General features: G+C 64.5%; 12 protein-coding genes. 3 read left to right on the forward strand and 9 right to left on the reverse strand.

Annotated features, from left to right (window positions below):
• Positions 1–112 precede the first annotated feature (112 nt).
• From P6U31_RS35350 to P6U31_RS35365, 4 genes are all read right to left on the reverse strand, one after another.
• Positions 113–1009: a TauD/TfdA dioxygenase family protein gene (locus P6U31_RS35350; RefSeq protein ID WP_407186209.1), complete on the reverse strand. Its 897-nt coding sequence runs from the start codon at positions 1007–1009 to the stop codon at positions 113–115.
• Positions 1010–1205: 196 nt separating this feature from the next.
• A complete protein-coding gene (gene ispG, locus P6U31_RS35355) occupies positions 1206–2489 on the reverse strand; it encodes a flavodoxin-dependent (E)-4-hydroxy-3-methylbut-2-enyl-diphosphate synthase (protein ID WP_407186210.1) in 1284 nt (427 codons plus the stop codon).
• Between the two features lie 12 nt (positions 2490–2501).
• Positions 2502–3455, reverse strand: coding sequence for a DMT family transporter (locus P6U31_RS35360; RefSeq protein WP_407186211.1), 954 nt, complete (start codon positions 3453–3455; stop codon positions 2502–2504).
• A 217-nt stretch (positions 3456–3672) separates the two neighbouring features.
• A complete protein-coding gene (locus P6U31_RS35365) occupies positions 3673–4167 on the reverse strand; it encodes a Fur family transcriptional regulator (RefSeq protein ID WP_407186212.1) in 495 nt (164 codons plus the stop codon).
• Between the two features lie 157 nt (positions 4168–4324).
• On the opposite strand from P6U31_RS35365, the gene P6U31_RS35370 reads away from it, so the two are divergent.
• Genes P6U31_RS35370 through P6U31_RS35380 form a run of 3 tightly spaced genes read left to right on the forward strand, consistent with a single transcriptional unit; the run spans position 4325 to position 7536 of the window.
• Positions 4325–4807, forward strand: a complete 483-nt coding sequence (locus P6U31_RS35370; RefSeq protein ID WP_407186213.1) for a MarR family winged helix-turn-helix transcriptional regulator — start codon at positions 4325–4327, stop codon at positions 4805–4807.
• Positions 4800–5975, forward strand: coding sequence for an HlyD family secretion protein (locus P6U31_RS35375; RefSeq protein ID WP_407186214.1), 1176 nt, complete (start codon positions 4800–4802; stop codon positions 5973–5975). The genes P6U31_RS35370 and P6U31_RS35375 overlap by 8 nt, the downstream gene beginning before the upstream one ends.
• 4 nt (positions 5976–5979) lie before the next feature.
• Entirely contained in the window at positions 5980–7536 is a 1557-nt protein-coding gene (locus tag P6U31_RS35380; protein WP_407186215.1) for an MDR family MFS transporter, read from the forward strand.
• A gap of 31 nt (positions 7537–7567) precedes the next feature.
• Here P6U31_RS35380 and P6U31_RS35385 read toward each other — a convergent pair whose 3' ends face one another.
• From P6U31_RS35385 to pcaF, 5 genes are all read right to left on the reverse strand, one after another.
• On the reverse strand, positions 7568–8629 hold the full coding sequence (locus P6U31_RS35385; RefSeq protein WP_407186216.1) for a phosphotransferase: 1062 nt from the start codon (positions 8627–8629) through the stop codon (positions 7568–7570).
• 262 nt (positions 8630–8891) lie between these two features.
• Positions 8892–9494, reverse strand: a complete 603-nt coding sequence (pcaG, locus tag P6U31_RS35390; protein ID WP_407186217.1) for a protocatechuate 3,4-dioxygenase subunit alpha — start codon at positions 9492–9494, stop codon at positions 8892–8894.
• 1 nt (position 9495) lies between these two features.
• Positions 9496–10197, reverse strand: a complete 702-nt coding sequence (gene pcaH / locus P6U31_RS35395) for a protocatechuate 3,4-dioxygenase subunit beta (RefSeq protein ID WP_407186218.1) — start codon at positions 10195–10197, stop codon at positions 9496–9498.
• A gap of 119 nt (positions 10198–10316) precedes the next feature.
• Positions 10317–11210: a dioxygenase gene (locus tag P6U31_RS35400; RefSeq protein ID WP_407186219.1), complete on the reverse strand. Its 894-nt coding sequence runs from the start codon at positions 11208–11210 to the stop codon at positions 10317–10319.
• 121 nt (positions 11211–11331) lie between these two features.
• Positions 11332–12540, reverse strand: coding sequence for a 3-oxoadipyl-CoA thiolase (pcaF, locus tag P6U31_RS35405; protein WP_407186220.1), 1209 nt, complete (start codon positions 12538–12540; stop codon positions 11332–11334).
• Positions 12541–12844: the final 304 nt, after the last annotated feature.

Here is a 12844-nt window from a genome sequence, read left to right on the forward strand (position 1 = left end):
GGGCCACGAGCCTAAAGCGCGATGAGATTCAGATGAATCGTCATCGCGCTTTAGGTTTTTGTTTGCGCATGATCATTCCGGAAAACCGCTACGCACTTTTCCGGATCATGCTTTAGACCGGCCTCTCCCCCTTCACTGTCACGCGCGTGCCCGAGCGCGTATGCGGCCAGTAATCCCACATCGCGCGGTGCTGGGTGCAGCGGTTGTCCCAGAACGCGATGGCGTTCTCGGTCCAGCGGAAGCGGCATTGGAACAGCGGGTTCTCGGCGTGCTGGTAGAGATAAGCGAGCATCGCATCGCTCTCGTCACGGGGGATGCCGTTGATGTGGCGGGTGAAGCCGCGGTTGACGTAAAGCGCCTTCTTGCCGGTGACCGGATGCGTGCGCACCACGGGATGCTCGGCATGCGGATAGGACGGACGGTCGGCGACGCCATAGTTTGCGTAGAGGCCGCGATAGATCGGCTCGCCGTCATGTAGCGCAGTGAGCCCATCGAGATAGGCCTTCATGCGGTCCGACAACGCCTCATAGGCTGCGTACATGTTGGCAAACAGCGTATCGCCGCCGCGCGGCGGGCACTGCTTGATGTAGAGGATCGAACCCATCGGCGGCTCGGGATCGCAGGACACGTCGGAGTGCCAGCCCTCGCCATTCGCGCGCGGCGAGTTCTTGTCGGCGTAGATCTTCATCAAGGCGGGGTCTTCGTCCTCGTGGGGTGCGGCGGGATGAAAATGCAATTCGCCGAACTTGCGGCCAAAGGCGAGGTGCTGCTGCGGCGTGATGTGCTGGTCGCGGAAGAAGATGACGAGGTTTTCGGCGAGCGCACGGTGGATCTCGTCCATCTGCCGGTTGGAACGGCTATCGCCATCGACGAGCTTGCCGAGATCGACGCCCGAGATCTCAGCGCCGATGATTGGCGTGAGCTTTTCGACGGCGATGGTCTCGTAGGGCGCACCGTCATCGGCCGTATGGCGATAGCGCGGACCCTGCTTGCCGGCGAGTGAGCTCATGGCGTGTCTCCCGATCATTGTTGATTGGGAGGCATCGTAACCCGGATGGAGCGAAGCGCAATCCGGGAACGGCCGTTCCGCGGTGACGGCTGCCCCGGATGACGCTTCGCTCCATCCGAGGAGCTACGGGCGCGCAAAAAATAAGGCGGGTCTCGCTTCGCGAACCCGCCTTACGATTCCGATGTTCAGGAGAAAACTACTCCGCCGCGGTCACCGGCACCTTGGCGCCCTGACCGTAGCGCTGGTCGATATAGTCGATCACCAGCGCCTTGAAGTCGGCGGAGATGGTCGGGCCGCGCAGCGTACGGAACTTCTTGCCGTCGACGAAGACAGGCGCGGCCGGCGCTTCGCCGGTGCCCGGCAGCGAGATGCCGATATTGGCATGCTTGGATTCGCCGGGACCGTTGACGATGCAGCCCATCACCGCGACGTTGAGCTCCTCGACCCCGGGATATTTCGTCTTCCAGATCGGCATCTCGTCGCGGATGAAATCCTGGATCGAGCGGGCCAGCTCCTGGAACGTGGTCGAGGTGGTGCGGCCGCAGCCGGGGCACGCCGCGACCAGCGGCACGAAGGTGCGGAAGCCCATGGTCTGCAACAGCTCCTGGCCGACCTGCACCTCACGGGTGCGGTCGCCGCCGGGTTCCGGCGTCAGCGAGATGCGGATGGTGTCGCCGATGCCCTGCTGCAGGAGGATGCCGAGCGCGGCCGAGGAGGCCACGATGCCCTTCGAGCCCATGCCGGCTTCGGTCAGGCCGAGATGGATGGCGTAATCGGAACGGCTGGCGAGATCTTGGTAGACCGCGATGAGATCCTGCACCGCCGAGACCTTTGCGGAAAGGATGATGCGGTTCTTGGGCATGCCGAGCTCTTCGGCGCGCGCCGCCGAGAGCAGCGCGGACTGCACCATGGCCTCGCGCGTCACCGCGCGCACGTCGCGCGGATTCGGCGAGGCGGCGTTCTCGTCCATCAGCTTGGTCAGGAGCTCCTGGTCGAGCGAGCCCCAATTGGCGCCGATGCGGACCGGCTTGTTGTTCTTGTTGGCGATCTCGATGATGTCGGCGAACTGGGTGTCGCGCTTGTCCTTGAAGCCGACATTGCCGGGATTGATGCGGTACTTGGCGAGTGCCTCGGCGCAGGCCGGATAGGCCGCGAGCAGCTTGTGGCCGATATAGTGGAAGTCGCCGATCAGCGGCGTGTTGATCCCGCGCTTGGCGAGGCCGTCGCGGATGTGCGGAACGGCGGCCGCGGCTTCCTCGCGGTCCACGGTGATGCGGACCATTTCGGAGCCGGCGCGCGCGAGCGCTGCGACCTGGGCGATCGTGCTCTCGACGTCGGCGGTGTCGGTGTTGGTCATCGACTGCACGACGATCGGCGCACCGCCGCCGACGGCGACGTCGCCGACCTTGACCTGAGTGGTACGATGGCGCGGCGCAGGCCCCGCGATGTCGGAATCGATGGTGGTTTCGGGCTTGTTCATGGGGTCCAAATATCAGGTTTTGGTGACGTTCAGCAATGCATCGCGCGGCGCCGCAGCTGATGAGCTGGGACGGTTAACCAGAAAAAGCCCAGCAATTACAAGGACCGCGGCGGCCCCGAATGTCAGGCTCAGGGTGTCGTGCATGATGAAATAGCTACCCACCACGCCAAACAAAGGGGTGATGAAGGTAAAAGCGGACAATTTGCTGGCCGAGTACGTCTTCACCAGCGCGAACCAAAGCGTGAACGTGGTTCCAACCACCCAGATCGCCTGGAACGCCATCAGGCCGAGCGACAGCGGCGCCGGCACGTGGGTGATTGTCTCGCCGAACAGCCAGGCCGCCGACCCCAGGATCGGGATCGAGGTAGCGACCTGATAGCCGAGCGCCTTCTCCGGCGCGGCGAACCGCAACTTCGTACCCTTGGCGACCAGCGTCGTCGCCGCCCACAGCGCGGCGCCGCCGACGATCATGAGGTCGCCGAGCAGAACATGCGAATCGACATTGGGCTGCGGCACGCCGATGGCGAGGGCGACGCCGGCAAAGCTGATGGCAAGGCCGAGCCATTGCGAGGCGCCGAGCCGCTCGCCCAGCACCTGGTAGGAGCCGAGCGCCACGAAGAACGGCGCGGTGTAGAGCAACACCACCGCGCGCGAGGCCGAGGTGAGCCGCAGCCCCTGAAAGATCAGCACGAATTCGATGCCGAACATCAGCCCGGCAACCAGGCCGGGCTTCCATGTTCCGTCGCGCTCGAAGAATTTGACGCCGCGAAACGTGCCGATGAGGAACAGCACCGGCAGCGCGCCCATCGAGCGGATCGTGGCCTGCAGCATCGGCGGGATATCGGGCAGAACCAGCTTCACCGCGATCTGGTTGAACCCCCAGGTCAGGCACAGCATGAGCATCAGGGCGATGGCGCCGGCACTGAGCGGACGTGCGGCGGACGGTATGGCTTGTGGTGAGGACATGTCTTCCCGAAAAACCGGCTTTGCGCCGTTGTTGCTTGACTGATCAGACGCGGACTTTCACCTCTCCCCAGCGGGGAGAGGTCGATTTGCAGAGCAAATCGGGTGAGGGGGTGCCCGCCTCACGAGAGAGCGAAGCCCCTCACCCGCGCCTTCGGCGCGACCTCTCCCCTTGGGAGAGGTGAGCACCACCCTTGTGGCTCGAACTGATTTCATCCTGCTAAGAGACTTTCTGGCAATGGGTGCAGACGCCCGTGATCTCCACCACGGACAATTTCGGAGCGAAGCCTGAGCTGCGGGCCGCAGCGTTGAGATCTCCGGCAAATGACGCTGACGGGATCTCGCCGACGAGGCCGCAGCGCTCGCAGATCAGGAACGCCACCGCCGAGGTCGCATCGTGGTCGTGGGCGGCGCAGGCGAGATAGGCGTTGCGGCTTTCGATGCGGTGCACGAGGCCATTGGCCATCAAGAAATCGAGAGCACGGTAGACCGTGATCGGCGCCGGACGCGGCATCGATTTTGCCAGTTCGTCGATCACCTCATAGGCACCGAGGGGGCGGTGACTGGAGAGCAGCGCGCCCAGTACCTGCCGCCGGATCGGCGTGAACTTCTGGGCCCGCTGCTCGCAAACCGCTTCGGCATGCGACAGCGCGTCCGCGGTGCAGCGGCCGTGATCGTGGTCGGGCGTCGGAAAGGCCGGCTTGGCGGAGGTCATGGGATTGGCGTTCTAGCATTTCGGCGCTGGAACCCAAAGCGCGAGGGTTGGCGCGGCTGCCAGCCATGCTCATCCTGCGGGACAGCGTCGCGTTTGATCCGCCGTGAAATAGTCATAAGCTTGCTTATTATATGCGAGCTTATTGGAGACAAAGCTTATGACCCGCGGGTCGGTCGACCAGAACTTCCTGTTCACACTCGGCGAGCTCTACCGCCTGCTCCGCGTCTATGCCGACAAGGAAGCCTCGCGCTTCGGCATCACGCGCGCCCAGTGGGCGGTGCTGACCAAGATCGAGCGCAGCGAGGGCATGAAGCAGTCGGAACTCGCAGAGCTCATGGAAATGCAGCCGATCACGCTGACGCGGCTAATTGACAAGCTCTGCGACAGCGATTGGATCGAGCGCCGCAGCGACGCCTCGGACCGCCGCGTCAAGCGCCTCTATCTGAAAAAGGCCGGCCGAACGTTGCTCGGCAAGATGAGCGGCCTGAAGTCGGAGCTCACGGCCAACGCGCTCGACGGTATCAACCCGGCGGACGCCCACCGTCTCCTGACCCAACTCGAATCCATCAAAGAAAACGTGCGTAACGCAATCCAAACGTCCGGAGCGGAACAAGCGCGTAAGGAGCAGCGCTATGGCTGATCAGGTCCTCAAATTCCAGCCGGAGCAGAAGAGCGACAGCGGCAAGCCGACCAAGAAGGCCGGCACCGATCCGCGCCGGCGCTTCGTCGCCGGCCTGCGGCGCTATCGCCGCTTCCTGCTCATGTTCGTGCTGCCTGTTGTCGTCGCCATCGGCGGCCTCACCTTTTATCTGAACGGCGGCCGCTATGTCGGCACCGACGACGCCTATGTCGGCGCCCAGAAGGTGCTGGTGACGCCTGACATCTCCGGCAAGATCCTGAAGGTCGTCGTCAAGGAAGGCCAGTTGGTCAAGCGCGGCGACGAGCTGTTCGAGATCGACCCGGTGCCGTTTCGCCACGCGGTGGACGAGGCCAAGGCACAGCTCGCCCAGGCGCGCACGACCTATGACAACCTCGTCGCCAACATCAAGATCTACGGCGACATGCTCGATCTGGCCCAGCAGGGCATCGACCTGAAGAAGCGCGACGTCGAGCGCAAGCAGGCGCTGGTGAAGAACAATTTCGGCTCGCAGCTCGACCTCGACAACGCCTCGAACGCGCTGGTCACGGCCGGCGCGCAGGCGCAGTATATCAAGCAGCAGCTCTCCAACGCCAAGACGCAGTTGCTCGGCGACCCCGCATTGCCGCTGGAGCAATTCCCGCCCTACGCCCAGGCGAAAGCCAAGCTGGACGACGCCCAGCGCAACCTCGACCACACCGTGCTGCGCGCGCCGATGGACGGAGTGGCGACGCAGGTCGAGCAGATCCAGCTCGGCCGGTTCGTCACCGCCGGCACGCCCGTCTTCTCCATCATCGACGTCGCCCATCCCTGGGTCGACGCCAATCCGAAGGAGAGCGACCTCACCTACGTCACCGAAGGCCAGCCCGTCACGCTCGAGGTCGATGCGTTCCCGAACCACGTCTTCAAGGGCAGGATCGGCTCGCTCTCGCCCGGCACCGGCGCGCAATTCGCGATCCTGCCGCCGCAGAACGCCACCGGCAATTTCGTCAAGGTGGTGCAGCGCGTGCCGATCCGGATCTATTTCGACGAGACCGACAAATATGTGCGGAAGCTGAAGGCCGGCATGAGCGTCTATGCCACCATCGACACCGGCCACAAGCGCTCGCTCGCCGGCCTGTTCGGCCTGTCGGCGACGGCAAGCCAAGACAAAGATCAGGACAACGACTGATCCCATGGCGGAGTCCAATCCTGCCCTGATGGTTCCTGGCCTGCGCCGGAACATGGTGACGATCTGCGCCATGACGGCGACCATCATGCAGGCGCTGGACACCACCATCGCCAACGTCGCGCTGCCCTACATGCAGGGCACGTTGTCGGCCTCGCAGGACCAGATCAACTGGGTGCTGACCTCCTACATCGTCGCCGCCGCGATCATGACGGCGCCGGTGGGCTGGATCGCCAACCGCTTCGGCCGCAAGCGCATCTTCATCATCTGCTCGGCAGGCTTCACCTTGGCCTCGGTGCTCTGCGGCCTCGCCCAGGACATCAACCAGATGGTGCTGTTCCGCCTGCTGCAGGGCGTGTTCGGCGCCGCCCTGGTGCCGCTGTCGCAATCGGTCATGCTCGACTATTACACGCTCCAGGAGCGTGCCAAGGCGATGTCGATCTGGGGCATGGGCGTGATGATGGGCCCGATCATGGGCCCCTCCCTCGGCGCCTGGCTGACCGAGACCTATTCCTGGCACTGGGTGTTCTTCGTCAATTTGCCGTTCGGCCTCATCACCGTGCTCGGGCTGATCGTCTTCATGGACGAGACCAGGAAGGACCTCAGCCTCAAATTCGACTGGCTCGGCTTCGCTGCACTGGCGATCGCGATCGGCGCACTTCAGCTTGCGCTCGACCGCGGCGAGCAATTGGGCTGGCTGGAATCCAACGAGATCCTCGCGGAGTTCATCGTCTCGGCTGTCGGCTTCTACTTCTTCCTCGCGCATTCCTTCACGACCTCGACCCCGTTCATTCGCTTCGCGCTGTTTCGGGATCGCAACTTTGTCACCGGATGCGTTTTCATGATCGTGATGGGGCTCGTGCTGTTCTCGACCATGGCGCTGGCCTCGCCCTACATGCAGAACGTGATCGGCTATCCCATCATCACCGCCGGCCTGTTGCTGGCGAGCCGCGGCTTCGGCACCTTCTTCGCCATGATGCTGGTCGGCCGCATGATGCGCTATTTCGAGGCGCGCACGCTCATCATCTCCGGCCTGACGCTGACCGCGGGCTCGCTGTTCCAGATGACCGGCTGGACCGATCTGACCCAGGTGCCCGAGATCGTGACCGTCAGCGTCATCCAGGGCTTCGGCTTCGGCCTCGTCTTCGTGCCGCTCTCGACCGTGGCGTTCCTGACGTTGTCGAACGATCTGCGCACCGACGGCACCGCCATGCTGACCCTGATGCGCAACGTCGCGAGCTCGGTCGGCATTTCCGTGGTCATCGCCGAGCTGACGCAGGGAACGCGCCGAACCTATGCGATCCTCTCCGAGCACATCAACCCGTTCAACCATGCACTGCAAATGCCGGACGTGCGCGGCATGATCAACCTGTCCACCGACGCGGGCCGCGCCATGGCCGACAGGATGGTCAGCGTGCAGGCGCAGATCATCGCCTTCGCGCACGACTACATGCTGGTGATGCTCTTCATCCTCTGCACCATCCCGCTCGCGCTGATGATCGGCTCGACCAAGGCCACGCTGCGCAAGCAGGCCGCGGGACCGGAACATGCAGTGATGGAGTAGCGGGAGATCTCGTGCCCCGGACGCAACAGCGCTACAGCAACTCCTCACAGCCGAGGTCATCCACGGCCGCAAACACCCGCTCCAGATTGTTCCACCAGATCAGCGGCGGGATGTTGACGCTCCATTGCCAGACCGGCTTGGTGATGTGCCAGAGCACCGACCGTCGATAGTCCTGGTCGAGCGCGCCGCGCGTATAGCCGGCGACGCCGCGCGCGATCAGGGTTTCGTGGTATTGGTTCAGGAGTGAACGTTCGAGAGCCTGGCGGCGCTCGGGATACCATTGCGTCGCCATCATGTAGGCGAGGTCGCCAGTCGGTACATTGATGCGCCACTGATCGAAGTCGAAAATGCGCACGCTGTCGTTCACACCGGCGCGTGGCAGCAAGAAATTCCAGATGTGGGCATCGCCGTGAGCAATGGTGACGTGGCGGCGTGAATGATAGCGCTCGAACAGGCGCTCAGACTGCTCGATAAACCGGCGATAGAGAATGCGCCGCTCTTCGCTCAGACGATCGCCAAGCAGATCGGCGAAACGATCGTAGTGGCCGGCGAAGGTCTCCATCAGTTTTGCGGAGTCTTCGGCACTCATCCAGTCACCGACGGTCTCACCGAGATCGGGATGATCCCACCAGGCCGCGTGCCACCCCGCCAGTGTCGTGACGATCGCCATTGCTTGAGCTCGCGCCGGCGGCAGCGGCCATTGGGTCGCGACTTCGTGGCTATCCGTGAGATCCTCGAGCAGGAGATGCCAGCTCTGGCCCTCCTCGTCGAAACGTCCGCCGAAGCAACGCGGCACCAGCCCCGATGGCATGTTCGGTGCGAGCTTCGTGTAGAAGGCCACCTCGTGCCGACCGCCATGCGCGAGCGTCTTGGCAAAATTGGCATGAGGCGTTTTGAGAATCAGGCTCTGCGGCGAACCGGCGGACTCCCCGACGTAACGCAGGCCAAGCCGGGTGATATGTGACACCAAGGTGTCGCGTTCATCCAACACCTTCACCTCGCGCACCGCGCCGGCGTCCAGCGCACCCGCCTTGCGCAGCGCAGCCGTCAGGTAGCTGGGCTCAGTAACCGCAGCCAGTTGTGGAGATGTCATGCAGCGCCCCCAGGTCCCGCGCCATACTGCACGATCACATGCCCGGGCACCAGCGGCTGTCGCCCGCTCAAGCCGCCGCGGTCGATTCGCGCACGGTCCTGACCACGACCGACCTTAGCTGCTCGAGATTGGCCGCCATGCCGGCGGTCGCCTGTCTGACTTCGGCGGCACGCTCGTTCACGGACGCAGCGTCAGCGCCGGCTCCGATGCGCCGAACGACAAATGCGTGCCGAGGAGCAGGCCTCCCCGGCACGCCTTGCCTTCACACGTCGAAGAACACTGTCTCGTTGTCGCCCTGGAGCCGCAGATCGAGCCGATAGACCGACTTGCCGGCCTCCCGCACGGCGGTCAGCGTGGCGCGGCGATCGCTGGGCACCAGCGCCAGCACGGGGTCGGCGGCGTTGCTGGCCTCGTCGCTGAAATAGATGCGGGTGTAGAGATGCCGCAGCATGCCGCGGCCGAACACCGCAAGCAGGATGTGCGGCGCCTGGGGCTTGCCGTCGGGATCCGGCACCGCGCCCGGCTTGATGGTCTCGAAGGAATAATTGCCGTCCTTGTCGGTGCCGCAGCGGGCAAAGCCGCGGAAGCTCGCATTCGGCAGCGCACGCTTGTCCTGCGGGTCGGCAAAGCGGCCTTGCGCGTCCGCCTGCCAGATCTCCAGCATGCAATCCGGCACGGCGACACCGTCACCGTCGAACACGCGGCCTTCGATACGGATGCGGTCGCCCGTCACGTCGGCCGTGAGCGTCGAGCTGGTGAACGCATCGTTCCAGGCGTACTCGCCGGTCGGCGTCAGGCCGTATTTGAAGAACGGACCGACGGTCTGCGATGGGGTGATACCGTCAGGCTTCACAGGCTCTTGCACGTTAGTGGCTCTCCATAGGCGTAGCGTTCTTGCCGCGCAGCACGATGTCGAAGCGGTAGCACAGCGCCCATTCGGGCTGGGTATTCTCCAAGTCGAACGAGGAAACCATCCGCGCCCGCGCCTTCTCGTCCGGCACCGAGTTGAAGATCGGGTCGAATGGAAACAGCGGGTCATTCGGGAAGTACATCTGCGTCACCAGGCGCGTGATGAAGGAATGGCCGAACACCGACAGATGGATGTGCGCCGGCCGCCACGCATTGTGGTGATTGCCCCAGGGATAGGCGCCAGGCTTGATGGTAACGAAACGGTAGTAGCCGGCGGTGTCGCTCACGGTGCGGCCTGCGCCGGTGAAATTCGGATCGAGCGGCGCCGGATGCTGGTCGCGGACATGGACGTAGCGGCCGCAGGAATTGGCCTGCCAGATCTCGACGAGCGAGTTCGGCACGCCCCGGCCGTCCTCGTCGCGCACATGGCCGTGCACGATGATGCGCTCGCCGATCGGCTCGCCCGCATGCTGGGTGGTCAGATCGTTGTCGCCCTTGCGCACGGTTTCGTGGCCGTAGACCGGGCCGGTTAGCTCCGACAGCGTATGCCGCATCGGAATCAAGGGCTTGTTCGGCGCGCGCTTGATCGAGCTCTTGTACTCGGGCGACAGCGGCAGCGGATGCGCCTTGTTGCTGTCCACGGGATAGATGAATGTCATGGGCGAACTCCTCCCCGGCCATTCTTGCTCCCGGCCGGTCAACTTCCGCCAATCATTATAGGATATAACTAATCTGGGGAAGCGGCTTTGGCGGGCATGCCGCGCCTGCCAGCCCCGCGCTATTTGATCGGCGGACGCGGCAATACGGCCTCCCCGGCTTCGAGCCGGTAGGTGTGATCGAGCGAATACCAGGGCGCGATGACGTCGCGTGCGGTCGGATGCGGCGTGTCGTGGCGCTGGAACTTGCCGATCAGCGCCTGCGTCACCCCGAACTGCACGTCGCTGTCGATATGCGGGTCGGCGGGATCGTAGACCTGCGAGATCAGCACCTTGAATCCCGGCTTGAAGATCAGGGCGTGCAGATGCGCGGGCCGGTAGGGATGCCGGCTCTGCGCCTTAAGCAGGCGGCCGACCACGCCATTGGTCGGAATGGGATAACCGACCATCATCACCGAACGGAAGGCGAAGCGTCCGTCCTGATCGGTCGTGAACTTGCCGCGCAGGTTCATGTCGGCCTGCTCGGGGTCCTGGTTCTCGTAGAGGCCAACCGGCGAGGCATGCCAGACATCGACCTCGGCGCCGGCAACCGGCCGGCCGTCCTTGTCGACGACGCGGCCGCTGACGAACAGCGGCGCACCCGGCGTCTCCGAGCGCACGATCGATCCGCCATTCTCGACCCGCGGCGAGTTCAGCCGCCAAAATGGCCCGAGCAGCGACTGATCCGTCTCCGTGTTGCCCTGATCGCCATTGTTGAGCAGGCACACCAGCGGCGAGACGCCGAGCGAGCCCGCCATCAGCACCACCTCGTTATGCGTGTCGGTGGTCAGCTTGCCGAGCTCGGCGATGACCGCTGTGGCATCGCGAAACTCCTTCTCGGTCAGGCGAACGTCGCGCACGAAGGCGTGGAGATGCTTGACCAGGGAGACCATGATCTGGCGCAGCCGCGGATCGGATGTCCGCTTCATCACCTCCAGCGCCGCGGCCGTGACGTCCTGCTCGCGCTCGATGATCATGCTCGTCTCCCAACCACCCGGTCGTTCCGGGGCGCGCGTGAAACGAGCGAACCCGGAATCTCGAGATCCCGGGTTCAGCCCTGTCGGGCTGCCCCGGGATGACGGGACGCGTGGCGTCCCGTCAGTTCAGCTTCTCGATCGCGACGGCGACGCCCTGGCCGACGCCGACGCACATGGTGGCCAGCGCCAGCCTGCCGCCGCGCTTCTCCATGCCGTGGACGGCGGTGAGCGCGAGGCGCGCGCCGCTCATGCCGAGGGGATGGCCCAGGGCGATGGCGCCGCCATGCGGATTGACGTAGTCGGCATCGTCGGCAACGCCGAGCTGACGCATGCAGGCGATACCCTGCGAGGCGAACGCTTCGTTGAGTTCGATCAGGTCGAAATCGCTGATCTTCTTGCCGAGGCGTTCCATCAGCTTGCGGGTCGCGGGCACCGGGCCGATGCCCATGATCCGCGGCGGCACACCGGCCGAGGCGAGGCCGAGGATGCGGGCGCGGGGCGTCAGGCCATGCTTCTTCACGGCCGCTTCGGACGCCAGGATCATGGCGGCAGCGCCGTCATTGACGCCGGAGGCGTTGCCGGCCGTGACCGTGCCGGGATTGCGCACGATCGGCTTCAGCTTTGCCAGGCCTTCCAGCGTGGTCTCAGGGCGCGGATGTTCGTCCTTGTCCACCGTGATCGGACCGGCTTTGCCGCCAGGAATCGTGATGGGCGTGATCTCTTCCGCGAAATAGCCGGCCGCGATCGCAGCGCCGGCCCGCTGCTGCGAGCGGATGGCAAAGGCGTCCTGGTCGGCGCGCGAGATCTGGAATTCCTCGGCGACGTTCTCGCCGGTCTCCGGCATCGCATCGACGCCGTACTGCGCCTTGAGCAGCGGATTGATGAAGCGCCAGCCGATCGTGGTGTCGAAGATTTCGGCCGAGCGCGAGAAGGCTTCCTGCGCCTTGCCCATCACGAACGGCGCGCGGGTCATCGACTCGACGCCGCCGGCAATGGCGAGCTCGATCTCGCCGGAGCGGATGGCGCGGCCCGCAGCGCCGACCGCATCGAGACCGGAGGCACAGAGGCGGTTCAGGGTCTGGCCGGGAACCGAATCCGGCAGGCCTGCGAGCAGCAGCGCCATGCGCGCGACGTTGCGGTTGTCCTCGCCGGCCTGGTTGGCGCAGCCGAAGAAGACCTCGTCCACCTGCGCCCAATCGAGGTTGGGATGCTTGGCCATCAATGCCTTGATCGGGGCGGCGGCGAGATCGTCGGCCCGCACCTTGGCGAGCGCGCCGCCAAAGCGGCCGATCGGGGTCCGTACGGCATCGCAGATAAAGACGTCACGCATCGTTGTTCTCCCTGAATGCCGCGGTTCGGCCAAATTCTTCAATGTCGGCGGAGTTTTAGGAGGGCGCCCGCGGCAGGTCAATTGACGGTTTCGCGGGTGGCGTATTCGAAACTCCCTGTCATTCCGGGGCGCGCCACTTGGCGCGAACCCGGAATCCCTTTGTCGGTGTGACGTGTAGTCCGATGGATTCGGGGTCTGCGCCTGCCGGCGGATCCCGGAATGACGACTGAGAATGTGGCAGCACCTCGCGCGCCGCTCCGGACAACGTGGAAAACCTTCGCTTCCCCAGGAAAGCAAATAGGAC

The organism is Bradyrhizobium centrosematis, assembly GCF_045571495.1.
Taxonomy (GTDB): domain Bacteria; phylum Pseudomonadota; class Alphaproteobacteria; order Rhizobiales; family Xanthobacteraceae; genus Bradyrhizobium; species Bradyrhizobium centrosematis.

Coding starts and splice junctions, on each gene's coding strand:
- P6U31_RS35365 (WP_407186212.1), bottom strand. CDS start 4,167: ATGACCTCCGCCAAGCCGGCCTTTCCGACGCCCGACCACGATCACGGC.
- P6U31_RS35350 (WP_407186209.1), bottom strand. CDS start 1,009: ATGAGCTCACTCGCCGGCAAGCAGGGTCCGCGCTATCGCCATACGGCC.
- pcaH (WP_407186218.1), bottom strand. CDS start 10,197: ATGACATTCATCTATCCCGTGGACAGCAACAAGGCGCATCCGCTGCCG.
- P6U31_RS35370 (WP_407186213.1), top strand. CDS start 4,325: ATGACCCGCGGGTCGGTCGACCAGAACTTCCTGTTCACACTCGGCGAG.
- P6U31_RS35375 (WP_407186214.1), top strand. CDS start 4,800: ATGGCTGATCAGGTCCTCAAATTCCAGCCGGAGCAGAAGAGCGACAGC.
- P6U31_RS35400 (WP_407186219.1), bottom strand. CDS start 11,210: ATGATCATCGAGCGCGAGCAGGACGTCACGGCCGCGGCGCTGGAGGTG.
- P6U31_RS35385 (WP_407186216.1), bottom strand. CDS start 8,629: ATGACATCTCCACAACTGGCTGCGGTTACTGAGCCCAGCTACCTGACG.
- P6U31_RS35380 (WP_407186215.1), top strand. CDS start 5,980: ATGGCGGAGTCCAATCCTGCCCTGATGGTTCCTGGCCTGCGCCGGAAC.
- pcaF (WP_407186220.1), bottom strand. CDS start 12,540: ATGCGTGACGTCTTTATCTGCGATGCCGTACGGACCCCGATCGGCCGC.
- ispG (WP_407186210.1), bottom strand. CDS start 2,489: ATGAACAAGCCCGAAACCACCATCGATTCCGACATCGCGGGGCCTGCG.
- P6U31_RS35360 (WP_407186211.1), bottom strand. CDS start 3,455: ATGTCCTCACCACAAGCCATACCGTCCGCCGCACGTCCGCTCAGTGCC.